General features: G+C 45.0%; 29 protein-coding genes. 8 read left to right on the top strand and 21 right to left on the bottom strand.

What is annotated here, in order from left to right:
* Positions 1–3: 3 nt before the first annotated feature.
* The 19 genes from folC to M2125_RS03935 all read right to left on the bottom strand — a co-directional run bounded on the left by folC (position 4) and on the right by M2125_RS03935 (position 17,605).
* Entirely contained in the window at positions 4–1,329 is a 1,326-nt protein-coding gene (gene folC / locus M2125_RS04025; protein WP_277541053.1) for a bifunctional tetrahydrofolate synthase/dihydrofolate synthase, read from the bottom strand.
* A gap of 6 nt (positions 1,330–1,335) precedes the next feature.
* A complete protein-coding gene (gene accD / locus M2125_RS04020) occupies positions 1,336–2,223 on the bottom strand; it encodes an acetyl-CoA carboxylase, carboxyltransferase subunit beta (RefSeq protein ID WP_076023382.1) in 888 nt (295 codons plus the stop codon).
* A 21-nt stretch (positions 2,224–2,244) separates the two neighbouring features.
* A complete protein-coding gene (gene trpA, locus M2125_RS04015) occupies positions 2,245–3,042 on the bottom strand; it encodes a tryptophan synthase subunit alpha (protein WP_277541047.1) in 798 nt (265 codons plus the stop codon).
* 12 nt (positions 3,043–3,054) lie between these two features.
* Entirely contained in the window at positions 3,055–4,248 is a 1,194-nt protein-coding gene (trpB, locus tag M2125_RS04010; RefSeq protein WP_076023380.1) for a tryptophan synthase subunit beta, read from the bottom strand.
* Positions 4,249–4,281: 33 nt separating this feature from the next.
* Positions 4,282–4,956, bottom strand: coding sequence for a phosphoribosylanthranilate isomerase (locus tag M2125_RS04005; protein ID WP_280742505.1), 675 nt, complete (start codon positions 4,954–4,956; stop codon positions 4,282–4,284).
* Between the two features lie 27 nt (positions 4,957–4,983).
* Positions 4,984–5,817, bottom strand: coding sequence for a tRNA pseudouridine(38-40) synthase TruA (gene truA / locus M2125_RS04000; protein ID WP_076023378.1), 834 nt, complete (start codon positions 5,815–5,817; stop codon positions 4,984–4,986).
* Between the two features lie 5 nt (positions 5,818–5,822).
* On the bottom strand, positions 5,823–7,178 hold the full coding sequence (locus tag M2125_RS03995; RefSeq protein WP_280742504.1) for a FimV/HubP family polar landmark protein: 1,356 nt from the start codon (positions 7,176–7,178) through the stop codon (positions 5,823–5,825).
* Positions 7,179–7,180: 2 nt separating this feature from the next.
* On the bottom strand, positions 7,181–8,338 hold the full coding sequence (gene asd, locus M2125_RS03990; RefSeq protein ID WP_280741522.1) for an aspartate-semialdehyde dehydrogenase: 1,158 nt from the start codon (positions 8,336–8,338) through the stop codon (positions 7,181–7,183).
* A gap of 36 nt (positions 8,339–8,374) precedes the next feature.
* Positions 8,375–9,445: a 3-isopropylmalate dehydrogenase gene (leuB, locus tag M2125_RS03985; protein ID WP_280742503.1), complete on the bottom strand. Its 1,071-nt coding sequence runs from the start codon at positions 9,443–9,445 to the stop codon at positions 8,375–8,377.
* A 20-nt stretch (positions 9,446–9,465) separates the two neighbouring features.
* Positions 9,466–10,113 (bottom strand): 3-isopropylmalate dehydratase small subunit, encoded by a 648-nt coding sequence (leuD, locus tag M2125_RS03980; RefSeq protein WP_076023374.1) that lies wholly within the window; start codon positions 10,111–10,113, stop codon positions 9,466–9,468.
* 9 nt (positions 10,114–10,122) lie between these two features.
* The gene (locus tag M2125_RS03975) at positions 10,123–10,332 is read right to left on the bottom strand and encodes a hypothetical protein (RefSeq protein ID WP_280742502.1); all 210 of its coding nucleotides are present in this window, start codon (positions 10,330–10,332) and stop codon (positions 10,123–10,125) included.
* A gap of 10 nt (positions 10,333–10,342) precedes the next feature.
* Positions 10,343–11,752 (bottom strand): 3-isopropylmalate dehydratase large subunit, encoded by a 1,410-nt coding sequence (leuC, locus tag M2125_RS03970; RefSeq protein ID WP_076023372.1) that lies wholly within the window; start codon positions 11,750–11,752, stop codon positions 10,343–10,345.
* A 15-nt stretch (positions 11,753–11,767) separates the two neighbouring features.
* Positions 11,768–13,081, bottom strand: a complete 1,314-nt coding sequence (gltA, locus tag M2125_RS03965) for a citrate synthase (protein ID WP_076023371.1) — start codon at positions 13,079–13,081, stop codon at positions 11,768–11,770.
* A gap of 82 nt (positions 13,082–13,163) precedes the next feature.
* Positions 13,164–13,433 (bottom strand): succinate dehydrogenase assembly factor 2, encoded by a 270-nt coding sequence (locus M2125_RS03960; protein ID WP_076023370.1) that lies wholly within the window; start codon positions 13,431–13,433, stop codon positions 13,164–13,166.
* Positions 13,430–14,134 carry a succinate dehydrogenase iron-sulfur subunit gene (locus M2125_RS03955; RefSeq protein WP_076023369.1) on the bottom strand — a complete coding sequence of 235 codons (705 nt, stop codon included), beginning with the start codon at positions 14,132–14,134 and terminating at the stop codon, positions 13,430–13,432. Before M2125_RS03955 ends, M2125_RS03960 begins: the two co-directional genes overlap by 4 nt.
* 16 nt (positions 14,135–14,150) lie before the next feature.
* Positions 14,151–15,929, bottom strand: coding sequence for a succinate dehydrogenase flavoprotein subunit (gene sdhA, locus M2125_RS03950; RefSeq protein WP_280742501.1), 1,779 nt, complete (start codon positions 15,927–15,929; stop codon positions 14,151–14,153).
* A gap of 4 nt (positions 15,930–15,933) precedes the next feature.
* Entirely contained in the window at positions 15,934–16,299 is a 366-nt protein-coding gene (sdhD, locus tag M2125_RS03945; RefSeq protein ID WP_076023367.1) for a succinate dehydrogenase, hydrophobic membrane anchor protein, read from the bottom strand.
* Between the two features lie 24 nt (positions 16,300–16,323).
* A complete protein-coding gene (sdhC, locus tag M2125_RS03940; RefSeq protein ID WP_076023366.1) occupies positions 16,324–16,743 on the bottom strand; it encodes a succinate dehydrogenase, cytochrome b556 subunit in 420 nt (139 codons plus the stop codon).
* Positions 16,744–16,867: 124 nt separating this feature from the next.
* A complete protein-coding gene (locus tag M2125_RS03935; protein WP_076023365.1) occupies positions 16,868–17,605 on the bottom strand; it encodes a GntR family transcriptional regulator in 738 nt (245 codons plus the stop codon).
* 150 nt (positions 17,606–17,755) lie between these two features.
* Here M2125_RS03935 and M2125_RS03930 point away from each other — a divergent pair, with 150 nt between their 5' ends.
* Together M2125_RS03930 and M2125_RS03925 are read left to right on the top strand one after the other, a co-directional pair.
* Complete coding sequence (locus M2125_RS03930; protein WP_076023364.1) at positions 17,756–18,745, top strand: malate dehydrogenase; 990 nt, start codon at positions 17,756–17,758, stop codon at positions 18,743–18,745.
* Between the two features lie 12 nt (positions 18,746–18,757).
* Positions 18,758–19,126 carry a hypothetical protein gene (locus M2125_RS03925; protein WP_076023363.1) on the top strand — a complete coding sequence of 123 codons (369 nt, stop codon included), beginning with the start codon at positions 18,758–18,760 and terminating at the stop codon, positions 19,124–19,126.
* A gap of 67 nt (positions 19,127–19,193) precedes the next feature.
* Here the strand turns inward: M2125_RS03925 and M2125_RS03920 are convergent, their stop codons facing one another.
* Positions 19,194–20,405 (bottom strand): DUF2863 family protein, encoded by a 1,212-nt coding sequence (locus M2125_RS03920; RefSeq protein WP_076023362.1) that lies wholly within the window; start codon positions 20,403–20,405, stop codon positions 19,194–19,196.
* Positions 20,406–20,407: 2 nt separating this feature from the next.
* A complete protein-coding gene (gene yaaA / locus M2125_RS03915) occupies positions 20,408–21,184 on the bottom strand; it encodes a peroxide stress protein YaaA (RefSeq protein ID WP_280742500.1) in 777 nt (258 codons plus the stop codon).
* 66 nt (positions 21,185–21,250) lie between these two features.
* Between yaaA and M2125_RS03910 the strand changes: the two genes are divergently transcribed.
* Genes M2125_RS03910 through M2125_RS03885 form a run of 6 tightly spaced genes read left to right on the top strand, consistent with a single transcriptional unit; the run spans position 21,251 to position 26,512 of the window.
* The gene (locus tag M2125_RS03910) at positions 21,251–22,444 is read left to right on the top strand and encodes a pyridoxal phosphate-dependent aminotransferase (protein ID WP_076023360.1); all 1,194 of its coding nucleotides are present in this window, start codon (positions 21,251–21,253) and stop codon (positions 22,442–22,444) included.
* Between the two features lie 6 nt (positions 22,445–22,450).
* Complete coding sequence (locus tag M2125_RS03905) at positions 22,451–23,191, top strand: glutathione binding-like protein (RefSeq protein ID WP_277541014.1); 741 nt, start codon at positions 22,451–22,453, stop codon at positions 23,189–23,191.
* 1 nt (position 23,192) lies between these two features.
* On the top strand, positions 23,193–24,047 hold the full coding sequence (locus M2125_RS03900) for a 3-hydroxybutyryl-CoA dehydrogenase (RefSeq protein ID WP_076023358.1): 855 nt from the start codon (positions 23,193–23,195) through the stop codon (positions 24,045–24,047).
* A gap of 35 nt (positions 24,048–24,082) precedes the next feature.
* Complete coding sequence (locus M2125_RS03895) at positions 24,083–24,562, top strand: DUF3429 domain-containing protein (protein WP_280742499.1); 480 nt, start codon at positions 24,083–24,085, stop codon at positions 24,560–24,562.
* Positions 24,563–24,569: 7 nt separating this feature from the next.
* Positions 24,570–25,883 (top strand): replication-associated recombination protein A, encoded by a 1,314-nt coding sequence (locus M2125_RS03890; RefSeq protein ID WP_076023356.1) that lies wholly within the window; start codon positions 24,570–24,572, stop codon positions 25,881–25,883.
* Positions 25,880–26,512: a 2-hydroxychromene-2-carboxylate isomerase gene (locus M2125_RS03885; protein ID WP_280741511.1), complete on the top strand. Its 633-nt coding sequence runs from the start codon at positions 25,880–25,882 to the stop codon at positions 26,510–26,512. The genes M2125_RS03890 and M2125_RS03885 overlap by 4 nt, the downstream gene beginning before the upstream one ends.
* Positions 26,513–26,535 lie beyond the last annotated feature (23 nt).

Genomic DNA, 26,535 nt, shown 5'->3' with positions numbered 1-26,535 from the left:
GGATCAATGCGCCTGGTTGTTTCGATAAGCCATTACGCCGGCCACGGTGTAGAAGGATCCGAAGATGACAATTCTATCACCCTCGCCTGCTTTTGAAAGGGCTTTTTGATACGCTGCAGCAGGACCTGGAAAGCACTCAATTCCGCCATCCTCACCATTTTTGATGGCAACACCCTGTGATATCAGCTTTTGACTCAAAGCATCTGCTTTTGCGGCACGGGGTGTTGGTAAGTCGGTGCAATACCAAAAATCAACACTTCCTAATAGGGGCTTGATGACATTTTCAATATCTTTATCGGCCATGGCCCCAAAAATAGCGTAAGTGTAAGGGTGATAACCCATTTTATCGAGCCCCTGACCAAGGGTGGCAGCGGCATGGGGGTTGTGAGCAACATCCAAAACAACCGTAGGCTGCCCTGGCAGGACCTGAAAGCGACCTGGCAGCTCTACCATTGCAAAACCATTACGAATGTCTTGCGCACTCACCGGGAGTCGCTGGTGCAGTGCCATTAAGGCGGCTATCACGGCCGAGGCATTCAAAAGCTGGTTAGCGCCACGAAGGGCTGGGTAACCGAGGCCGCTAAAACGCTTAGTACGCCCTGCCCAACCCCATTGCTGCTTATCACCTTGAAAGTTGTAATCGCGGCCAAGCAGCCACAAGTCACAATCTAATTTCATGGCGAAATCAATTAATGATTGTGGCGGCACGGGATCTCCACAGACCGCAATCTTGCCTGGACGAAAAATCCCAGCCTTTTCAAAGCCAATAGACTCACGCGTATCCCCTAGAAACTCAGCGTGGTCAATATCAATACTTGTAACAATTGAGCAATCTGCATCCACAATGTTGACCGCATCAAGACGACCACCCATACCAACTTCCAAGATAACCGCATCCAAACACTCTTTTGCAAACAAATGCATGATTGCAAGTGTTGTGAACTCAAAATAAGTTAGCGATGGGGGATTTTCTAAGCTAACACGCGCATGCTCAACCGCAGAAAAATGCTCCAATAAGAGTGCATCAGAGGCATCAGCACCATTGACACGGGCACGCTCATTAAATCTTAATAAATGGGGTGAGGTGTGGCAGCCAACGCGATAACCTGATGCAAGCAAAATACTCTCAATGTAAGCACACGTTGAGCCTTTGCCATTCGTTCCAGCAACGGTGATGACTGGGCAATCAAAACGTAAATCCAGAGCAGACTTGACCCGATTGATGCGGTCAAGACCCATATCAATACCCACAGGATGTGCTATTTCCAGGTGGCTAAGCCAAGCTTCTAAGCTACTGAAAATCACTGGATCAGATTGGGATGTACTCAAACGCTTTTAAGCAGCAGCGCCACCCGCTAAAGCGGGGTCAGGCAGTTGTTGAAGTAAGGCTAATAATTTTGCAATTTCAGAACGCATATGACGACGGTCGACAATCATATCGATGCCACCTTTTTGCATTAAAAATTCAGCCCGCTGAAAACCTTCAGGAAGTTTTTCTCGAACCGTTTGCTCAATGACGCGTGGACCGGCAAATCCAATCAAGGCCTTGGGCTCAGCAATGACAACATCACCCATGAACGCAAAGCTGGCTGAAATACCGCCCATCGTAGGATCAGTCAGGACACTAATGTAGGGCAAGCCTTTTTTCGACAATAAAGTTAGCATCGAATTCGTTTTCGCCATCTGAAATAGCGACAAGAGGCTTTCTTGCATGCGAGCGCCGCCCGTTGCTGTAACGCATATAAAGGCACATTTTTTATCGATGGCTGCCTGTACTCCTCGAGCAAAGCGCTCCCCTACTACTGAGCCCATCGATCCACCCATATATTGAAACTCAAAGCATGCAACCACAGCAGGAATCGACTCAATTTTTCCGCCCATCACGATCAATGCTTCAGTTTCACCTGAGGCATCATTTGCCTCCTTAATGCGATCGGGGTACTTTTTTGAATCTCGGAACTTCAAGGGATCAATTGGGTAAATGTCAGCACCAATTTCATATCGACCCTTGGGATCAAGCAGACTTTCTAAACGTTGGCGGGCGCCAATGCGCATATGATGACTACATTTTGGACAAACAGATAGGTTGGCCTCAATATCAGTGCTATAGAGGACTGTTTCGCAGCTTGGGCACTTTACCCACAAACCCTCCGGGACCGTCTTGCGATTAGCAGGATCGGTGTGCTGGATTTGCGGCGGCAGTAATTTATCTATCCAACTCATTTGTTTTCACTATTTTGGGCATTAGCTGTCTAAAGCAAAACGAATTTCTCGAATGAAGGCTTCAAGTGATTGTACCGCCTGACCAGGAGGGGCCTCTTCCAAAAGTCGAATAATGCGACTACCAATGACTACCGCATCGGCTGTTTTAGAGACAGCTTTTGCGCTTTGCGCATCGTTAATACCAAAACCCACTGCTATTGGAATATCCGTTTCCTGGCGAATTGTGGGAATGATGCTTGCAACGTCATGGGTATTCAGATGGGAAGCCCCTGTAACACCGCGCATGGAAACATAGTAGATATAACCCGAAGCAATTTTGGCAGCTTCTTTAATGCGTTCTGGTGATGAAGTGGGCGCCAATAGGAAGATGGGGTCTACACCAGCCATGCGCATTCTGGCTGCAAAATCAACGCACTCCTCTGGTGGGTAATCAACCACTAGAACTCCGTCCACACCCGCTGCTTTAGCCTCAGTTGCAAAACGTTCTGCGCCCATTTGCTCTACTGGATTGGCATAACCCATGAGAACAACCGGCGTTTCCAGATCTTGTTTGCGAAACTCCTTCACCATTTCAAGGCACTGGTGTAAGGTTACGCCTTGTGTAAGGGCTCTTTCGGATGATCTTTGAATCACAGGGCCATCGGCCATTGGATCAGAAAACGGCACGCCCAGTTCGATGACGTTAGAACCACCACGAACCAAGGCATGCATTAATTCAACAGTGAGTTTGGGATCGGGATCGCCCGCAGTAATAAAGGGAATCAAACCCTTTTTTCCGTTACGCTTGAGCTCTTTAAAAAGTGTAGAAATTTTTGACATAAGAGTGTTTGCTTATCCTTCAGATCCTGTCGCTTGAGCAACAGTATGCATATCTTTATCACCCCGTCCAGATAAGTTCACTAGGATGGTTTTATCTTTGCTCAGCGTAGGCGCCAATTTACAAGCGTAAGCAATTGCATGAGCCGATTCTAGTGCTGGGATGATTCCTTCAATTTGGCAACAGTCGTGAAACGCTTTCAGAGCCTCCTCATCCGTTACCGCCACATATTCTGCGCGACCCGAATCCTTTAACCACGCATGTTCAGGCCCAACTCCTGGGTAATCCATTCCAGCTGAGACTGAATGCGTTTCTGAGATCTGGCCATTCTCATCCTGAAGTAAGTAAGTACGATTTCCATGAAGTACACCTGGCTTACCAACACAGAGTGCTGCAGAATGAAGGCCGCTGTTCAGGCCATGGCCGGCGGCTTCAACGCCGATTAATCTCACTCCTGAGTGATCAATATAGGGATAGAAAATACCCATTGCGTTGGATCCACCACCCACACAGGCAAGCACAAAATCTGGCTGACGACCTGTTAGCTCTGGCATTTGTACCTTGCACTCTTCACCAATAACACTCTGAAAATCTCGCACCATCATCGGATATGGATGAGGGCCTGCTACGGTGCCGATAATGTAAAAAGTATTATCTACATTAGTCACCCAATCGCGCATTGCTTCGTTTAGCGCATCCTTCAGCGTTTTTGTACCAGATTCAACTGGCACAACTTTTGCACCTAACAGCTTCATGCGATAGACGTTCTGAGCTTGACGCGCTACATCCACTGAACCCTGGTAGACAGTACAGTCCAAACCAAAGCGAGCACAAATAGTAGCGGTTGCAACTCCGTGCTGACCTGCCCCTGTTTCAGCAATAATGCGAGGCTTACCCATGCGCTTGGCCAGCATTGCCTGCCCAATAACATTATTGATTTTATGTGCACCAGTGTGATTTAAATCTTCACGTTTGAGGTAAATCTGCGCACCACCCAACATATCGCTCCAACGCTTAGCGTGATAAACAGGAGATGGGCGTCCTACGAAGTGCTTCAGCTCGTAATGAAATTCTTCAATAAACTCTGGATCATTTTCGTATTTTGCATAAGCCCCTTTAAGCTCACTTAATGCATACATGAGCGTTTCTGAAACGAATACGCCGCCATAAGGACCGAAGTGCCCTCTTGCATCTGGCTTATCGTACATATCTACCTCTTAAGAATTGTTGGCTACAAATTATTAGATTGGTGTTTTTGCATCTGCGGCTCTGACAGCCTCGACAAACTGAGACATCAGAGCTGGATCTTTAACACCGCGGGTAATTTCTACACCACTAGAAACATCAACTGCGCAAGGATGTAGGCGAGAAATCGCCTCGCCCACGTTGTGCGCGTTCAATCCACCACTCAAAACGACCCGAGGCGCGTTTTCTTTTGCCCATGTTTGTGGAATTCCTTGCCAATCAAAAGGGACACCCCCTCCACCATAACCCTCTACCAGGGCATCAAGCAAAAAGGCATCTGCGTGACCATATTGTAGGGAAAAATCATCAAAAGCGAAGTCTTTTCCGACGCGAGCCGCCCTCATCCATGGATCCCCGGCAGCTAATTCTTCACACTGCGCTGGGGTTTCATCTCCATGAAACTGCCATAAAGTAATCGAGCAAGTGGCGCGTATAGCCTCAAATTGGTCTCTTGAGGCATTTACGACCAATCCCACAGCATCCACTCCAGTAGGCAATCGGGGTATTAAAGCAGCAGCTATATTGGGTGTTACCGCCCTCACGCTGGACGGATAAAAGACAAAACCCACAGCATCCACCCCGGCGGCAACGGCTGCATCAATATCTACAGGCGTTTTCAGACCGCAGATCTTGACACGTGTTCGATTTGGAGAATATGTAAGTAGGCCCATCTATCAATAATAGTGCTTTAGCAAAGCCTAGGCTTGAAGAATATCCCCAGGCAACCATGAATTAGCAAGGTAAGGCGTGGGAATCTCAAATTCAGGGGGGTATGCAATATTCAACAAGTAAAGGCCATCTGGTGCAAATGTGGGCGCTGCCTTGCTACGGTCTCTTGCTTGCAGAAGCTCTTGCATCCAAACGGCCTCTTGCTTACCTACGCCAATCATCAAAAAAGTGCCCACCAAGTTGCGCACCATATGATGCAGAAATGCATTTCCGCGAATACGGAAATAAAGCCATGGTTGTCTAGAGATGATTTCAATTGCGTAAATTGTTTTGATGGGAGTTTTACTTTGACACTCCGAAGATCTAAATGCACTGAAATCATGTTCGCCAATGATGTATTGTGCAGCTTCACGCATTGCATCAACATCAAACCAGCGATCGGGTGGCAGCATATAGTATGTAGCGCGAGTTGCCGCCATCGGCGAGCGGCAAGGACCTGCATGTAATGCATAAACATAAGTGCGCTCATATGCAGAAAATCGAGCGCTAAACTCCGCGTATACCGGCTTTGACCAATTGACCACAATAGAATCTGGCAAGAAGGAATTAATACCACGCACCCAGGACCAATTTTCTCGTTGAACATTGGTATCAAAGTGAACCACTTGCCCTAATGCATGAACCCCGGCATCAGTTCTTCCGGCGGTAATTACTCGAATGGGTTGATCCTTAATAGCTTGCTCACCAACAAATGCTGAAATTGCATCTTCCAATACATCTTGAACCGTGTTTCTCTGAACTTGAGATTGCCACCCAGAATATGAACTACCGTCGTATTGCAAGCCCAGGGCGATTCGCATAATTCGCTCTAGCTATTGCGCTGAGTTAATTCATTGAGTAGCGCTTGAGCATCGATAGCGATTACCGGATCAATTGTTGGAGCCATAACAATCACTTCTCCAAGAGACTTTTTTGCAGCCTCATAGTCTTCAATCGTGATGTAAGCACGTGCAAGATTTAATTTCACTCGCAAAGTATCGGCTAAAGGATTGATAGTTGACTTGGGCGGCGGCTTAGATAAATCAAGATCAATTCCAGCAAGCAAGGCTTTTGTCCTAAGAGGCACCTCTTGATGGATGGTGGCTTCAGATTTAGAACTTTTTACAGATGGTGGTGGGCTAAAAGTCTTTAACTCAGATTGGCGAGCATTGCGCGCTAGCAGCCACAGCAAAACAGTAGTTAGCGCCATCAATCCAATTGCCAATAAAGCTGGGCCAAAAACACCCAACTCAAAATGCGCGGCTTTACTATTAGCGCCCTTCTTCTTGTCAATTAATATTTGTAGGTCAGCAATATTTTTCTCTAGCTCTGCCACCTTCGCGCGAGTGTGCTCCAGTTCCTTTTCTTGTGCTACCAGCTCTTCTGTATAACGTTTTTGCTGATCATTACCCTCTGCGCTGGAACCTATTTTTAGCCTGTCTCTTGGGCTTGATTGAGGTATTTGTTCATGCGTGTCTCGAGTCTTGTTTTGACTATTTGGGCTTACTGAATGGGATGCTTGCCATTGCACATTAGCCTGAGCAACAAATTGCTGGGCTTCAGATGGGCTGATCGAACGCAATAAAGCTTGACTAGGTTTAACAAGCTCAGCACCAGCTGCCAGCTGGTTAATACTGCCGCTTGCAAAAGCATCAGGATTGGCTTTGTATAAGGCTAGTATGGTTTGGTCTAATGAAGCCCCCTCATATTGAGGCGCCATCTGGGCTGCTATTTCTGAAAGACTCTGTCCAGGACGAACAATCAGTTTCTGAGGGTCGCCAATCAATAAGGTGAAAGTTTTAGTCAAGCTTCCAGATGACCACTTGAGATTTACCAAAACATCAAGGAAAGGGTCATCACTAGGAGGTATTGGATTGACAGTTTCAATTAAGACTAGCAATTTTTCTTGAGTATTTCGATACACCATAGACTGTGCATTGAAATCCAGAACTTTGGATGAGATGCCTAAACGTTCATAAGCTTCTTTTGCAGGCATTGCTGCCTTCAAGCTATCGAGATCTTCCCCCTCATTTAAGCCAATGAGAATGGGAATTTCAACACGCAGTGGCTCCCCTGGGTGGGAGAGCAACTGCGGGGCACCCAATGACACTGCAGCAGCTAAATTAACCCAACCCAAACAGGCTAGGACAAATAAGCGCCTTATAGTCAATCCAAATAATTGCAATCTTAGCTTTCAAGCAAGATGCGAAGCATACGACGAAGCGGTTCAGCTGCACCCCAAAGTAATTGATCGCCAACTGTAAAGACTCCCAAATATTCAGGGCCCATTGATAGTTTATGCAAGCGTCCGATTGGTACAGTTAAGGTGCCACTGACGGCGGCTGGAGATAAATCACGTTCAGTTGCTTCGCGATCATTCGGCACTACCTTAACCCACTGATTGTCATTTGCAAGAATCGATTCAATTTCTTGCAAAGGAATGTCTTTTTTGAGTTTGACGGTGAGGCCTTGTGAGTGGCAGCGCATTGCACCAACACGCACACATAAGCCATCAATAGGAATACTGCCTGGTGATCTAAATGCTGGACGACCAAGAATCTTATTGAATTCAGCGCCGCCCTTCCACTCCTCTTTGGTCTGGCCATGCTCAACAGGAACATCAATCCATGGAATTAAACTACCAGCTAAGGCGGTATTGCGAAAATTCTTTTTAGGAAAATCATCCGAACGTAAAGTAGCAGTTACTTTGCGATCAATATCCAAAATCCATGATGACGGATCAGCCAATTCTGCAGCAACGCTATCGCGTAGTGCGCCCATTTGTAACAGAAGTTCACGCATATTTTGAGCGCCAGCACCCGAGGCGGCTTGGTAGGTCATTGCGCTAATCCATTCAACCAAATCAGCCTTAACCAAACCACCCATGGCTAACATCATCAGGCTCACTGTGCAATTACTGCCAATCCAGTTCTTGCCACCCGAAGCAAGGGCTTTATCAATTACCGGACGATTGACGGGATCCAAAATAAGAACCGCATCATCTTTCATGCGCAAAGCACTAGCAGCATCAATCCAGTGCCCATTCCAACCAGCCGCACGGAGCTTAGGGTATATGTCGTTGGTGTAGTCACCACCCTGACAGGTCAAAATAATGTCGCAACGACTCAAAGCCTTAATATCGTTTGCATCTTGCAAAGCGTTTTCAGCTTTGGTTACCTTTTGACCATTTAACAAGGGAACCTGACCACCCGCCTGGCTAGTACTGAAAAATATAGGCTCAATCAGATCGAAATCCTTCTCGGCCAACATTCTCTCCATGAGAACGCTACCAACCATACCGCGCCAACCAACTAAGCCTACTAAAGGTGTTTTTGAATTTGACATGAAGATCAACTATTAAATGATGACGAATTAAAAATATTAGATAAGGGCTGCTACAACCGCATCCCCCATTTGTACAGTTGTTACTTTTTGCGTGCCCTCTGTATAAATATCTGCTGTGCGCAAACCCTGGGATAAGACTTTTTGCACTGCACGCTCAACGCGATCGGCTTGCTCTGGCATACCTAAGGAATAACGCAACATCATGGCTGCGGACAAGATGGTAGCTAAAGGATTGGCTATGCCCTTGCCTGCAATATCAGGCGCAGAACCGTGACTTGGCTCATATAAGCCCTTGTTATTTTTATCTAAAGAGGCAGATGGAAGCATGCCAATCGAGCCAGTCAACATGGCTGCCTCGTCCGACAAAATATCGCCAAATAAATTACCCGTGACAACCACGTCAAATGCTTTAGGGGCCTTTACCAGCTGCATTGCGGCGTTATCTACATACATATGCGATAACTCGATATCCGGATACTCTTTTGCAATACGAATCATCACGTCACGCCATAATTGAGATGTTTCGAGCACATTAGCCTTATCAACGCTACAGACCTTTTTGTTGCGCTTTCGAGCCGCTTCGAATGCTACGCGTGCAATGCGCTCCACCTCTGGCTCGCTATAATGCATGGTGTCGAATCCCTCGCGCGTACCCTTGAAGAGTGGCAATTCAGAAGTACGAATTCCGCGGGGCTGACCAAAATAGATGTCACCATTGAGTTCTCGAATGATCAGAATATCAAGACCGCCCACAATCTCCGCTTTTAAACTTGAAGATGCGGTCAACTCTGGATAGCAAATGGCTGGTCTGAAATTGGCGAACAACTTAAGATGTTTACGCAAACCCAAAATAGCCTGTTCAGGTCGCAGTTCTCTAGCCAAGGCATCATATTTCCAGTCGCCCACAGCGCCAAATAAAATGGCATCTGCATTTTTAGCCAATTCAAGCGTTGCTGGCGGTAGTGGATGACCAGTAAGATCATAAGCAGCTCCACCCACTGGGGCTGACTCTAAATCAAACAGAGGACCTAAAGCCTGAAGTACTTTTACGGCTTCAGCAACGATTTCCGGGCCGATTCCATCGCCCGGGAGAACTGCAATTTTCATTTAAGGCCTTTAACTCTAAATTACGGCAATTGGGTAGCAAGCCAAGGCATCTTTAAGATGCGCTCGGCTTCATAAGCCTTAATTTTATCTGCATGTTGCAGGGTTAAGCCAATGTCATCGAGGCCATTGATGAGGCAATACTTTCTAAAAGGGGTTACATCAAAGCTATATGTACGGTTATCTGGAGCAATCACTTCTTGACGCTCTAAGTCAATGGTGAGCTGATAGCCACCAAATGCCATTGTTTCATTAAAAAGGTGGTCAACCTGTTGTTCCGTTAAAACAATAGGTAGTAAGCCATTCTTAAAGCAATTGTTGAAGAAAATATCAGCAAAGCTCGGGGCGATTATTACTCTAAAGCCATATTGGGATAACGCCCAAGGGGCGTGCTCACGAGAACTGCCACAACCAAAATTCTTACGAGCCAATAGTATTTGCGCACCCTTATAACGGGGCTGGTTCAGAGCAAAATCTGGATTTATAGGGCGATTTGAGCAATCTTGGCCTGGCTCACCATGATCAAGGTAGCGCCATTCATCAAATAAGTTTTGTCCAAAACCCGTCTTCTTAATGGATTTAAGAAATTGCTTGGGAATAATTGCATCCGTATCCACATTCTCGCGGTTAAGCGGCGCTACCAAGCCTTTAAAAACAGTAAATTTATCCATGAGAAATCGTTATTGAACTGGGGTTACAACAACATCCTTACCCTTAGTTTGGGTTTGGTTGTTATTTTGTGAAGAATTAGAGCCTCCCATAGATGTGCCGATATTCTGCATATCCTTACCCAGGCCCTCCATCATATTGCTGCAGGCCCCTAAGAATAGACCAAGAACTCCAACAATCAATAGTTTTTTAATCATGGTTAACGAGAAAACAAATCGCATTAGATAAGCCTTATGAAATCTTGCGAATATCGACAAAATGCCCTTCAATAGCTGCGGCTGCGGCCATTGCTGGGCTCACTAAATGAGTTCTTCCGCCATTGCCCTGACGCCCCTCAAAATTGCGATTTGAGGTTGAAGCACAACGCTCCCCAGGTTCTAGTCTGTCAGCATTCATAGCCAAACACATTGAGCAGCCAGGTTCACGCCATTCAAAACCAGCAGCCTTAAATACGCGATCTAGACCTTCACGTTCAGCTTGAGCCTTCACCAAGCCTGACCCAGGAACAACCATTGCCAACTTCACATTAGGGGCCACTCTCTTACCTAGACGATCAACTACTTTAGCGGCAGCACGAATATCTTCAATGCGGCTATTAGTACAAGAACCAATAAAAACCTTGTCTACAGAAATGGTCTCTAAGGGCATGTTCGGCTCTAACTTCATGTATTCCAAGGCACGCTCCATTGCTGAGCGTTTATTAGGGTCGCGCTCCTTTTCTGGGTCGGGAACTCGATCACTAATTGGCAGCACCATCTCTGGTGATGTACCCCAGGTAACCTGCGGGGCAATTTCCTCAGCGCGCAATTCGATCACTGAATCAAAATGAGCTCCTGGATCAGAATGCAGCGAGCGCCAATATTGGAGAGCATGACGCATGGCCTCACCCTTCGGTGAGTATGGGCGATCTTTAACATACTCAATAGTTGTCTCATCAACCGCAACCAAACCTGCGCGTGCGCCCGCTTCAATTGCCATATTACATATAGTCATGCGACCCTCCATTGAGAGATTGCGAATGGCTTCACCCGCAAACTCAATGGTGTATCCCGTTCCGCCGGCTGTGCCAATCTTTCCAATGACAGCTAAAACAATATCTTTTGCGGTTGATCCAGGCTGCAAACGACCATCGACCTTCACCAGCATATTTTTACTCTTTTTCATGAGTAAAGTTTGAGTCGCTAGAACATGCTCAACTTCAGATGTACCAATGCCAAATGCCAAGGCACCAAATGCTCCATGTGTACTGGTATGAGAATCTCCACAGACAACAGTCATACCCGGCAAAGTAGCGCCCTGCTCAGGCCCAATCACATGAACAATACCCTGACGAACATCATTCATCTTATATTGCGTAATTCCAAATGCATCACAATTCTGGTCCAAGGTATCGACTTGCAGCTTGGAAGTTGGATCAGTGATTCCTTGTGCACGATCAGTCGTTGGAACATTATGGTCTGAGACAGCTAAATTAGCAGAGATACGCCATACAGGTCTATTGGCCAAGTTCAAGCCCTCAAAAGCCTGGGGGCTAGTTACCTCATGCAAAAGTTGGCGGTCGATATAGATTGTGGCCGTGCCGTCATCCTCAGAATAGACGACATGGTCATCCCACAATTTGTCATAAAGCGTACGTAACATGAGTGCTTAAAAGCCTTATTTTCTAACAGTAATGTTTGGAACTTTACGTGATGTTTCACCAACATAAAGTTGACGTGGACGACCGATCTTATACTCGGGATCAGTGATCATCTCTTTCCATTGCGCAATCCAACCAACCGTTCTTGCCAAAGCAAAAATACAAGTAAACATTTCAGTTGGAATACCAAGAGCACGTTGCACGATACCTGAATAAAAATCCACATTTGGATACAGCTTACGGCTAACAAAATACTCGTCTTCCAAAGCAATCTTTTCCAAGGTCATTGCAAGCTTAAACAGAGGATCGTTTTCAAGACCCAACTCTGTTAGGACTTCATAACAGGTTTCACGCATCAATTTTGCGCGGGGGTCAAAGTTTTTATAAACACGGTGACCGAATCCCATCAAACGTACGCCGGAGTTTTTATCCTTTACTTGCGCAATGAATTCATGAATGCGCTCTACACCGCCATTCGCCTCAATGTCATTGAGCATTTGTAAACAAGCCTCATTCGCACCACCATGAGCAGGACCCCACAAACAGGCAATACCAGCAGAAATAGCTGCAAAAGGATTGGTACCAGAAGAGCCGCACAAGCGCACAGTTGAAGTTGAGGCATTTTGCTCGTGGTCTGCATGCAAGGTAAAGATGCGATCCAATGCGCGAACTAAAACAGGGTTTACTTTGTATTCCTCACACGGCGTTGCGAACATCATGCGCATGAAATTGGCAGTGTAAGACAAAGAATTATCAGGATAGATAAAAGGTTGTCCCACAGAGTATTTGTATGCCATTGCAACTAGAGTTGGCATCTTAGCAATCAAACGAATTTGAGCAATTTCACGAGCCATAGGCTCGCTATAGTCAATTTGATCATGATAAAAAGCAGCCATGCCACCGACTAAACCAGTTAATACAGCCATGGGGTGTGCATCACGGCGGAAGCCGCGCAGGAAAAATTGCATTTGCTCATGCACCATGGTGTGATGCATAACAAGATCTTCAAACTCTTTTTTCTCAGTTGCGTTTGGTAATTCACCATGGATCAGAAGAAAGCAAACCTCTAAGAAGTCGCAGTTATCAGCCAAATCCTCGATAGGGTAACCACGATAGAGCAACTCCCCTTTGTCGCCATCGATATAAGTGATTTTGCTATTGCAAGAGGCTGTAGATAAAAAGCCGGAATCGTAAGTGAACTTACCCGTCTGACCATAAAGCTTACGAATATCAATCACATCAGGACCCACTGTGCCTTTGTAGATAGGCAAGTCAATATCTGGGGTGCCATCCGAAAACGACAGTTTTGCCTTGATATCTGATTCGATCATTTCTAGTCCTTAGTCATTCAAATTTACGATTAACAAACCTTTTAATTACGCTTGTTTCCTGCTCACGCAGCGAAAGTCAGAATTACTTCTGCCTTAGCATGATTAAAATCTTTTTAAAGGGCTCAGACTGCAGCTCCTTTTCCAGTGTTGCCACTGAATCTTTTCTACCAATTAATAAATCCATCAGGTCGTTGTCATCCAGTGCCAAAAAATGACTAAGAACAACTCCATCTTCACTACTCAATTGACGCTCAAAGCGTTCAAAAAAACGCTGCAAAATCAGATCATTTTCAAGCAAACCTCTGCGGGCATCACTTTTTAGACGATATAACTCAGCATTACCGATTGTCATACAGCGCGACGAACCATTAACTCCTTGATCTTGCCAATAGCCTTTGTTGGATTTAAATGCTTAGGACATACATCTACGCAATTCATAATCGTATGGCAGCGGAACAAGCGATAAGGATCTTCCAAGTTATCCAAGCGCTGAGCTGTTTCTTCATCGCGGCTATCGGCAATAAAGCGATAAGCTTGAAGTAAACCAGCTGGGCCAACAAACTTGTCAGGGTTCCACCAGAAAGATGGGCACGAAGTCGAGCAAGATGCGCACAAGATGCACTCATACAAACCGTTTAACTCTTCACGCTCTTCAGGACTCTGGAGACGCTCCTTTTCAGGAGGTGGATTATCGTTTACCAAATAAGGCTTAATCGAAAGATATTGCTTAAAGAACAAAGTCATATCAACAATTAAGTCGCGCACAACAGGCAGACCTGGCAGTGGGCGAAGCGTAATTACCTTAGGCAAAGTCAACATATTGGTTAAGCAGGCCAAGCCGTTTTTACCGTTAATGTTCATTGCATCTGAACCGCATACACCTTCACGACAGGAACGACGATAAGAAATCGTTTCATCTTGCTTTTTCAATGAAATCAATGCATCTAACAACATGCGTTCACCAGTCAACTCAAGCTCATACCGCTGCATACGTGGTGCGGCATCGACATCTGGGTCGTAACGGTAAATTTCAAATATACGGATATCACTCATCATCTATCTCTTTTGCTTAGAAAGTACGTTCTTTAGGAGGGAAGGACTCGACAGTTAAAGGCTTGAGCACCACTGGCTTATAAGACAGCCTATTTCCTTCGCTATACCAAAGGGTATGCTTCATCCAATTCTCATCATCACGCTCTTGGTGATCGTCATGGGAGTGAGCGCCACGACTTTCCTTGCGAGCTGCAGCCGAAATCATCGTTGCGTTTGCAGTCTCAACCAAGTTAGCTACTTCAAGAGCCTCGATACGTGCGGTATTAAAAATCTCTGATTTATCTTTAAGCCACAAATTGTTTGCACGCTCAGTCAACTTCGCCATTTGACGAACACCTTCGTCCATCAACTCTTGGTTACGGAACACGCCAGCGTATTTCTGCATACACTTGCGGATATCGTTAGCAACGTCTTGAGCATATTCACCAGATGTGGAGTTATCTAACTTTGCGATACGCTCCAAAGTTTGCTCTCCGGCGTTTGCAGGTAGTGGCTTGAACTCGCGGTTCTTTAGATTCATACCAACGATGTGATTACCTGCAGCACGACCAAATACCAAGAGATCGAGCAGTGAGTTGGTGCCTAGGCGGTTAGCGCCGTGTACAGAAACACATGAGCATTCGCCAATTGCATATAAACCATTGACGATTTCATTGTGAATACCATTGGCAGGAACAACTACTTGACCATTAATGTTTGTAGGAATACCGCCCATCTGGTAGTGAATTGTTGGCACTACTGGAATCGGTTCTTTGGTCACGTCTACGTTTGCAAAGTTAATCCCAATTTCATAAACAGAAGGTAAGCGCTTCATGATCGTCTCGGCACCAATGTGCGTCAAATCAAGCACGACATAGTCACCGTTAGGGCCACAACCACGACCCTCTTTAATTTCTTGATCCATGCAGCGAGAAACGAAATCGCGCGGTGCTAAATCTTTATAGGTTGGCGCATAACGCTCCATGAAGCGCTCGCCATCCTTATTGCGCAAAATACCACCTTCTCCACGGCAGCCTTCAGTCAACAGCACACCCGCACCAGCAACGCCGGTTGGATGGAACTGCCAAAACTCCATATCTTCCAAAGGAATATTTGCGCGGGCAGCGAGGCCCATACCGTCGCCAGTATTAATAAACGCATTGGTTGAGGCATCCCATATACGGCCAGCACCGCCAGTAGCCAACATCACCACTTTGGCTTCCAAAATATAAACTTGACCTGTTTCCATTTCGAGAGCGGTTACCCCAACCACATCACCCTCATCATCACGGATCAAGTCAAGCGCCAACCACTCAACTAAGAAATTGGTTTTTGCGCGAACATTACGCTGATACAAGGTATGCAACATCGCATGGCCAGTACGGTCTGCCGCAGCGCAAGCACGTTGTACTGCTTTTTCACCATAATTTGCTGTGTGTCCACCAAATGGACGCTGATAAATCGTTCCATCAGGGTTACGGTCAAACGGCATACCAAAATGCTCTAATTCATAAACTACTTTTGGAGCCTCGCGACACATGAATTCAATCACGTCTTGGTCGCCAAGCCAATCTGAACCCTTGATGGTGTCATAAAAGTGATAGTGCCAATTGTCTTCGGTCATATTCCCCAATGAGGCGCCGATACCACCCTGCGCAGCTACTGTATGTGAACGGGTTGGGAATACCTTTGTCAGAACAGCAACATTCAGGCCGGCTTCTGCTAGCTGCAAAGAGGCGCGCATACCTGAACCACCAGCACCAACAATCACCGCATCAAAACGGCGACGTGGCAATGCTTTTTTAATAGCGGTCATCGAATTACACTTTCCACAAAATTTGAACGGCATAAGCCGCACAGGCTACGAGGTACAGAACAGTTAACACTTGAAGTGTTAAACGAATGCTCACAGGCTTGATGTAATCCATCCAAATATCACGCACACCAATCCATGCATGATAGAAAAGACTAAAAAGAGCCAAAAGCGTTAACAACTTCATGAATTGATTGCTAAATAAACTGGCCCAACCCTCATAAGTTGCGCTACCAGTAATGCAGTAATCAACTAACAAAACAATAGTGAAAACAACCATCACTACAGCAGTAATCCGCTGAATGATCCATTCTTTTAGGCCGTAGTGAGCACCAACTACTAGGCGTTTAGGTCCGATTTGATAAATTGGCATGAGAAATCCTTGTTATAGAAACGCTTAGTACAAGCCGAATAATTTGAGACCAACTGCAGCTGTCAAAGCTACACCTAATACGAATACAACTATCGCTGAGCGGTTTGATTCTGATTTTTCCACGCCAATTTCTAGGTCGAGCAGCAAGTAGCGAATACCAGCGCAGAAATGGTGTAAGAAACACCAGATCAAGCCAAGACAAATGATCTTTACCAAAATATGGTTAGTGATCGCTTGGAACTTCTGATAACTCAATTCGGAAGCCAGACTCTGATCCAAGAGATACAGGATAAAAGGAAGCATTAGGAACAAAACGGCGCCGCTGATGCGGTGTAGGATCGACACTTTTCCAGCCCAAGGCAGGCGGTAATGAATTAATTGGGCTAAACCAATGTTCCGGTAGACCGGTTTGGTGTTTTTTACTTCGTTCTGTGCATCAACCATGGGCAATCTCTATATTTAGGTGGAGGTTCAGTGTTACTTTGTTGTATTGCAACATATTCTACTGGGGAAACATTAAGCTCGCAGGGGTTTTTTAGGGTCTTTAATGGTTTTTACTAATGGCCGATCAATTCAATTTATTTACATAGTGCTGGTCGATAGTGTCATACCGAGCATAACGAATTTCTACTGGTTTATTCCCGTAGGTAAAAGCCACCCTCTCAACAGAAAGTAAGGGAGCGCCCTGGGCTACATGGAGGTGCGAGCCCAATATCGAGTCGGCAGCAATGGCTTTAATTTTCTCCTCAGCTCGCACCATATGGGTCGCATATTGACTCTCATAAAACGCGTACATGGGGCCGGGCCAGGTATTTAAGGCTTCTAGGTTCAGGCCGGCAAAGCGTGATTCCGGCAACCAAATCTCCTCGAATACAACTGGTTTACCTGCAAAAGTTTGGATGCGATCGATTTGTAAAACTGATTCACCCTGCTTTAACTTTAATAAGCGCGCAACGAAATCTGAGGCATCGATGCTCTTACAGGACAAAAATTGATTTTTGAGGTGGATTTTCTCTCCTGAATCAGGCTCCAATCTCAAAAAACGATATTGCCAATCATCCTCTTGATGGGTTGCCACGAAAGTGCCCTTACCCTGGCGCCTTACCAATAAATTTTCAGCCGCCAACTCATCAATTGCCTTGCGAACGGTGCCTTGGCTAACCGCATAACGCGTCGCCAGCTCAATTTCGCTCGGTATGGCTTCCCCAGGAAGCCATTCTGATGCCTGAAGGCTGGCCAATATCATGGACTTAATTTGCTGATAAAGCGGGCTAAATGAGGCAACTGGTAGCGCTATGTTTGACAAATTCACTCCAAGGGGCTTTTTATTGGATAAAATTCACTGTGATCAGTTGTCTTATATAAGACATATTGACAGTGTAATTCGAAAATCCATTCACATAAATGGATAATAGAAAAGTTTTCATTGATTAACCTCACTCTGGAGTTCTTAGTAATGGCAAAAGCCCCAATGCGCGTCGCTGTAACCGGTGCAGCCGGTCAAATCGGTTATTCCCTCCTTTTTCGCATCGCCAACGGTGATTTGCTCGGCAAAGATCAGCCCGTCATCCTTCAGTTACTAGAAATTCCAGATGAAAAAGCCCAAAAAGCCCTCGCAGGCGTGATGATGGAGCTGGAAGACTGTGCATTCCCATTGCTTGCCGGTATGACCGCTCATTCCGACCCAATGACCGCGTTTAAGGATATCGATGTGGCACTCTTAGTTGGTGCACGTCCACGCGGCCCAGGCATGGAGCGCAAAGATTTATTGTCTGCCAATGCGCAAATCTTTACCGCTCAAGGCAAAGCCCTGAATGCGGTTGCCAAACGTACTGTAAAAGTGTTGGTAGTTGGCAATCCTGCGAACACCAATGCGTACATTGCGATGAAATCAGCACCAGACATTCCTGCGAAAAACTTTACTGCGATGTTACGCTTAGATCACAATCGCGCACTCTCTCAGTTGGCAGGCAAATTGAACAAACCCGTTGCTGATATTGAAAAGTTAGTTGTTTGGGGAAACCATAGCCCCACTATGTATCCAGATTATCGCTTTGCAACAATCGATGGCAAATCAGTAAAAGATAGCATCAACGATGCCGCATGGAATAAAGATGTATTTATTCCTACTGTTGGTAAGCGTGGCGCAGCGATCATTGAAGCTCGCGGCCTTTCATCTGCAGCATCAGCTGCAAATGCTGCTATTGATCACATTCATGACTGGGTCCTAGGCACAAATGGTAAATGGGTCACGATGGGCATCCCATCTAAAGGCGAATACGGTATTCCAGCAGAAGTGATTTATGGCTTTCCCGTGATATGTGAAAACGGTGAATACAAAATGGTTGAAGGACTTGAGATTGACGAGTTCTCACGCGATCGCATGAACCATACTTTGAATGAATTACTTGAAGAGCAAGCTGGTGTTAAACACCTTCTTGCTTAAGAAAATTATTTTATGAAGAAAATTCTTCTGATCGTAGGTTTGTCCTTAGTCAATATTGTGGGTATTTCCAATGCCAATGCTAGCGATGAAGTTTTTACCTGGACATGTAGTGAAGGGCGTCAATTTAAAACCTCAGGAAGTGCTGAGTCAATTAAGTTAACTTGGGAGTCACGTACCTATGACTTAGACCGTCAAACCTCCCTGCCAGGAAGTTTGCGTTATAAGAACTCAAGTACAGGACATGATTTGGTAGTTTTAGGCAATAAAGCAATGCTCTTCAATATCAAAACTGGCACCCGCCTCGCTGATTTCTGTCAAACAGCAGAAATGAAAGCGGGCAAGTTACCGCATTTATTTGCAGATGCAGAACCTTTTAAGTAAGTTAAGCTGATTGAAATTAAAAAAGCCGAGGGATCCTCGGCTTTTTTTTCAATCTAAAGAGACCCATTTAATGAAATAAAGGTTGCTGTGTAGGCGCATCCTCAGGCAATTCAGCATGAACAGCCTCTCCCAATCGATCTGGAAATAACGGCGCTCCACAATCGTCACATAACTCAGGATCAAATAACATTGCGTGGCGAAACACATCTTCAATGCCAGCATCATGCAAGGCATCACAAATACGCTTGATTGGACTCTCATCATCTGACATGTCATTTAATGCATCATTCGCAACGCTTTCACGATCATATAAAGGCCAGATAACGCCGTAGACAATCTCTGGCGAACCTTTAAGACTAAAGGAGATGCGATATTCATCTACCTGCTCCTCACCGAAAGCCGCAACGACACAAGATAGTCCCGCTGGTAAAACGCCCAAAGTACTCTCAAGAAAATTCGCGGCAGCACGAATACTTAAAGGACGAACATATTTATCAGCTAATCGACAGTTTGTGAAATAGGCTTCCGGCAAAATTAATTCGAACTCACATCCAGGCAACAATGAAGACATCGTTTCAGCTAGCGCTGTTTGCCAGCTAATTAAGCTCACTCCACGCTCTTGCTTAATTGGTGGCTCTGATTGCCAGCGAAATATTGGGGATCCACTGGGTGCCGAAATTGCTGCAATGACGAAACGTGGATCAGCTAAAACTGCAATTGTTTCAGACATCTCTTTTAAATCAAGCTTAATATCTTCACCAGATATTGCAGCAGCAGCCAATGACTCAGTCAATAGGCGGGTTTGACAATGAGAATGAGGCATTTGATCAATGCTATACAACCAAGGAATGATAGCGAGCCGAGTATCGATTGAAGCAATTGAAGTTTGGAGAGCCATCGCGATAGCCTCAACCGCCTTTACTGGTAAGGGTCCTGACGGAATTTGATAGCGAGTATGCGCTACCACCGGTAAAGCAAGCAAAAGAACATCCCAAGATTGCCCATCCTTCTCCATGGTTAATGATTCAGCCAGAGTTTCAGCGATATCGGCAAGAACCTCAAATGCTTCGGTATTAATCCGAAAGGTTTGATCTAGAGCAGCATCAATCACATTTTGATTTTGGCTTTTTAGTAAGCGCATCAAGCGCGTGTTCAAGCGTGCCTCCCAAAATCGATCTTCAATCTGGCTGCCAGATGCAGCCAAAGAGATTGCGTCAGACACAATCTTATCGACCTCTGGCGAGCTACGTTGCGATGATTTAGTGCGATGAACTGCCATGATTATTTTCTCTCAGAGCGGCGAAAGACCGGTTTGCCGTCCTTAGATTCCGCTGCGCAATAGCGATAGCCATCTAAATTAAATTGGGTGATATCGGCCACATCCTTCAAACGATTTTCAACTACAAAACGTGCCATTAATCCCCGGGCCTTCTTTGCATAAAAAGAGATAATTTTGTACTTACCCGCCTTTTCATCTTGAAAAATGGGTGAAATTACAGGACAGGCTATACCCTTGAGATTAACAACCTTAAAGTATTCCTCGGATGCCAAATTCAATAATGCTGGTTTTTTTTGTGCAGCCAAAATCGTATTGAGAGATTTGGTTACGCTATCACTCCAAAACGCATATAGATCTTTACCTCGGATATTTTTAAAGCTAGTGCCCATTTCGAGCCTGTAAGGCTGCATTAAATCCAGTGGACGCAGAACACCATAAAGCCCAGAGAGAATTCGAATGTGCTCTTGAGCAAATTCAAGATCCTTTGTCATTAAAGATTGCACGTCAAAGCCATCATAAACATCGCCATTGAAAGCATAGATTGCGGGCTTGCTATTTTCTGCAGTGAATTTCTTTGACCAGTCACGATAGCGCCCCACATTTAAGACTGCTAGCTGATCTGAAATACCCATTAGCTCTGAAACTGCTTGAGGCGAGAGTTTCTTTAGATCGGCAATTAGCTTGGCCGAATCAGAGACAAAGTCTGGCAATGTCGCGGTTTTAAGCTCAACCGGTGTTTCATAATTTAGTGATTTAGCGGGTGAAAGAACGATCAACATGGCACAATTTAAGAATGTATATCCACCATTCTAGCGACAACTCATAAAAGCCGTAATAAATAGCCCATGAGCCTCACCACCCCCACATTTCCAAGTCGCCTACCCAATGTTGGCACCACCATATTTACAGTCATGTCTGCTTTAGCGGCAAAACATAGTGCAATTAACCTGGGGCAAGGATTTCCAGATTTTTCTTGTGATCCAGACCTGATTCAAATGGTCAATGATGCGATGCTGGCTAACCACAATCAGTATCCACCAATGATTGGTATTGAAGAATTACGCCAAGGTATAACCCAAAAGCTGGCAAATTTGCATGGACACCAATATCACCCCGACCATGAAATAACGATTACTGCAGGTGGCACACAAGCCATCCTCACTGCTGTGTTGTCATGTGTCAGCCCAGGAGATGAAGTCATTATTATCGAGCCAGCTTACGATAGCTATCGACCATCAATAGAGTTGGCAGGAGGTATTCCCGTAGCAATTTCTCTCGAGGTTCAGCGTGATGATTCTGGGTTTGTTCAGTCATATCAAATTCCTTGGGTAGATCTTGAAAATGCTATTAATACTAAAACGCGTTTATTGATCATCAATACGCCCAATAATCCAACCGGTATTGTCTGGACCAATTCTGATCTAGAGCGGCTCGCACACATTGTTAGAGACTCAAATGCGCTCATACTGAGTGATGAAGTTTATGAGCACATGGTTTTTGATGGCGCCAACCATTGCAGTATATCGTCCCACCCTGAATTAGTGGAGCGCAGTTTTGTTATCTCTAGTTTTGGCAAAACGTATCATGTCACTGGGTGGAAAGTCGGTTATGTTGCTGCACCTCAGGCGATGATGAGCGAGTTTCGTAAAGTGCATCAATTCAATGTATTTACAGTGAATTCCCCAATGCAATATGGAATTGCACGATATCTAAATAATCCAATGCATTACCTAGAGTTACCTAGATTCTATCAAGCAAAGCGCGATTTCTTTAGGCAAGGCCTCGCTGAAACTGAATTCAAATTATTGCCTACACCAGGCACCTATTTTCAGTGCGTGGATTACTCAGGTCTAAAAAATTGGCAATCAAATTTGAATGAGGAAGATTTTTGTATTTGGTTAACCACTGAAATTGGGGTTGCCGCCATACCCGTCTCTGCTTTTTATCAAGACAAGACAGAATCAAAAGTAATTCGTTTTTGTTTTGCGAAAAAAGAGAGTACCTTAAGTGAAGCCGTCAAACGATTACAGGGTATTTAAAAATAAATGAAACCACTAAAAAATAATTTAACTAAAGAGCCTATCAAGGTATATAGCTGGGCCACACCTAATGGTCATAAAGTACACATCATGCTGGAAGAGTGTGGCTACCAACTTGGGCGAGATTGGTTGGCCATACCCGTAGATATTGGGGCTGGCGATCAATTTAAACCTGAGTTTTTAGCATTTAGTCCCAACAATAAAATTCCAGCCATCATTGACCCCTATGGACCGGATGGCAAATTAATCAGTGTGTTTGAATCTGGGGCTATATTGCTCTATTTGGCAGCCAAAACTGGAAAATTTCTACCCAAAAGCACCAGGGGCAAGTTTGAGGTTTTGCAATGGCTCATGTTCCAGATGGGTGGATTGGGCCCCATGCTCGGTCAAAACCACCATTTCCGCCTCTATGCACCAGAAAAGATTGAGTACGCCATCAATCGCTACACAAATGAAGCAAAAAGAATTTATGGCGTACTTAACCAGCAACTGAAAGATAATAGGTACATAGCTGGTAAAACCTATTCAATTGCGGATATTGCCATTTTTCCATGGACTCGGAATTGGAAAAATCAAGGCATTGAGATAAACGATTACCCATATTTTAAGGAATGGTTTGAAAATGTCGGTGATCGTCCAGCTGTTAGGCGCGGTGTTGAGGTATTAGCTAGCCTTCGACAGCCATTGCATGATGCAAAAGCCAAAGAACTTTTATTTGGATTCAGTCAATCTCGGCAGGGGAAATAGTATGAAGATTCAATCAGTTGGAGTCATTGGCGCTGGCACCATGGGCAATGGCATTGCTCAGGTATGTGCAGCAGCAGGTCTTCAGGTAGTGATGCTTGACATCAATCAAGCTGCCGTCGATCGAGGCCTAGAGCAAATTGGTAACAGTTTGGATCGCTTGGTCAAGAAAGGTTCATTGACAAGCGAAGCCAAAGTGTCTTGCTTGAATTTAATTAAAGTCAGTACAGCATACCAAGATTTGAATGGTCTTGATTTAGTTATTGAAGCAGCCACTGAAAATCAAGCAATCAAAGAAAAAATCTTAAAGCAAGTGGATGAGATTGTGAGCAAAAATACAATCATTGCCACTAACACATCATCCCTTTCCATTACCAAGTTAGCCGCATTAGATTCACATCCAGAGCGATTTATTGGAATGCATTTTTTTAATCCTCCAGCATTGATGGCTTTAGTCGAAGTAATACGCGGCTTGCAGACCAGCGATCAAACCCATTTGGCAATTATTGAAATGGCAAGGTACATTGGCAAAGAACCCATCACTGTTAAAAATTCTCCTGGCTTCGTGGTCAATAGAATTTTATTGCCTATGATTAATGAGGCCTTTTTTGTCTTATCTGAAGGTCTAGCAAGTCCTGAAGATATTGATGCCGGTATGAAGCTAGGCTGCAACCAGCCCATTGGCCCCCTAGCATTAGCAGATCTCATCGGACTTGATACCTGCCTTGCAGTAATGGAGGTCTATTTTGGAAACTTTAGCGACTCAAAATATCGGCCCTGCCCACTCTTGCGTGAAATGGTTGCCGCAGGCTATCTCGGTCGCAAAACTGGTCGAGGTATTTACACCTACGATCACTAAAATCATCTTTTTAACCCTCTGCAGAAAATAATTTTGTGAATCCGTTACCGCCCCTCCTCCGCAATCTAGCTTACGCTGGAATTATTCCCTTTATTGCCCTGGCGTTGATGGTGCAACTTGCACCCACCCCAGTCAACTACCTTAGCGCCGAATCCCTTGCAGGCTATGGTGCTGTGATCACCTCCTTTTTAGGGGCTATCCATTGGGGCGCTAATTTACATACCCTTGGAAAAACACCGCCAAGCGATCGCTGGGAAAATCGCAATGCATGGATCTGGGGTATTATCCCAGCCTTAGTAGCGTGGGTCGCCTTACATGTATACATCCCAGTAGGATTGGTGATTCTTGCCTCGATGCTGTTGATTCAACGCAATATTGATGTCGATACTTATGCTTATTATTTTTCAAATGATGCAGCCCGCCTTGCATTTATTCAAATTAGAAAACGATTAACTTACACCGCTGTAGCATGTCTTCTATGGGCAGCTGTTGTTATCATTTTTATGCAGGCATAAATCATTGATGAACGGTCTGTTTGCCAGCAATCCCCCACCTCCTTTGGCAGAAGCATTACGCCCCAAAACAATTGCTGAAGTCATTGGCCAGTCGCATTTACTAGCGGACGGTAAACCACTCAATCTAACCTTTGCCTCTGGCAAGCCACACTCCATGATTTTATGGGGCCCTCCTGGTGTTGGAAAAACGACTTTGGCACGCTTATCGGCGAAGGCATTTGATCGCCAGTTCATTGCCATATCAGCTGTACTTGCTGGCGTGAAAGAAATTCGAGAGGCAATCGATCAGGCTCAGCAGAGTATGGCTGAACACGGGAAACAAACTATCTTATTTGTAGATGAAATCCATCGCTTTAATAAAAGCCAACAAGATGCTCTACTGCCACATGTAGAGTCTGGCCTGTTTACTTTTATTGGGGCTACTACTGAAAATCCATCCTTTGAGGTTAATTCCGCCCTTCTGTCCCGCGCACAAGTATATGTACTGAAATCTTTAAATCACGGTGAGCTACGACTGTTATTTACTAGAGCAAAACAATATGCGTTAACAGACATAGAGTTCGAGGATGCTGCCATTGAAACACTTATTTCACATGCTGATGGAGATGCGCGTCGCCTTCTAAATCTGCTTGAGCAAATCCGCAATGCGATTTTAGGATCCAATAGTATTGCCAAAAAAGTGGATCATGCATTTATTGAAAATGCCATAAGCATTCAAGCACGCCGTTTTGATAAAGGTGGTGATCATTTTTATGATCAAATATCTGCGCTTCATAAATCAGTACGCGGATCAAACCCGGATGCTGCCCTGTATTGGCTATGCCGTATGCTAGACGGCGGCGCCGACCCCAGATATCTAGCGAGAAGAATTATTCGCATGGCCTGGGAAGATATTGGCCTGGCTGACCCACGGGCAATTCAATTGGCAAATGATGCCGCACAGACTTATGAACGTTTGGGTTCACCAGAGGGTGAGCTCTCTTTAGGCCAGGCTGTTATTTATCTTGCTGTAGCCGCAAAGAGTAATGCTAGTTATAAGGCCTATAACGCTGCACGAGCCTATGTTGCAAACGATCAAAGTCAAACTGTACCCACTCATCTGCGCAATGCGCCAACTAAACTCCTGAAAGAACTAGGGCATGGTAAAGAATATCGCTATGCACATGATGAGCCTCATGCTTATGCTGCTGGTGAAACTTACCTTCCTGAAGGTATGAAGGAGCCTAATTGGTATGAACCCGTCGATCGAGGCCTAGAGAGTCAAATTTCAGAGAAAATGGCCTTCTTAAGAAAATTAGATGAGGAGTCAAAAAAGAAATGAAAGATAAAAAATTAGCTCATTTTTACTATGACATTATTTCCCCGTTTGCCTATTTCTATGTAAAGGAACGGCACCTATTAGAAGAAGATTTAATAATCAAGCCAGTTCCAGTTTTGCTTGGTGGCTTATTACGATCAACTGAAAATAAAGGTCCAGCAGAAATTCCTGCAAAGCGCCTACACCTTTATAAATACTGCGTATGGTTAGCGCATAAATTAAATATACCTTTTCAATTTCCACAACATCATCCATTCATGACCGTTGCAGCCCAACGTCTTCTCGTTCAAGAACATGCTGATTGGGAAATGGTTGAAAAAGCATTCGATTTCATATGGGTGCAAGGCAAAGATCCCAACTTATCCTGGGCAGAATTTTGCGAACACCTTGGACTATCCGGCTTAACATCTATGCCTGATAACCTAGAAGTTAAAGCGCAATTAATATCAAATACAGAAGAGGCTAAAAAGGAGGGTGCATTTGGTGTGCCGTCTTTAGTTGTTGATGGCCAATGCTTCTGGGGTGTTGATACGATTGCTTGGACCTTGGATTATTTGCACTCTCCAGGTATGTTTTCGGAGGCCCACTACCTTCAAGCCATTAATGTGCCCAATGGGCTGACTAGGGCTTAGACTCTTTTATTACATCCATTAAT

This window comes from Polynucleobacter sphagniphilus, from assembly GCF_029892205.1.
Classification (GTDB): domain Bacteria; phylum Pseudomonadota; class Gammaproteobacteria; order Burkholderiales; family Burkholderiaceae; genus Polynucleobacter; species Polynucleobacter sphagniphilus.
Note: the sequence above shows the minus strand (reverse complement) of the source record. Positions and strands in the feature narration are given on the sequence as shown.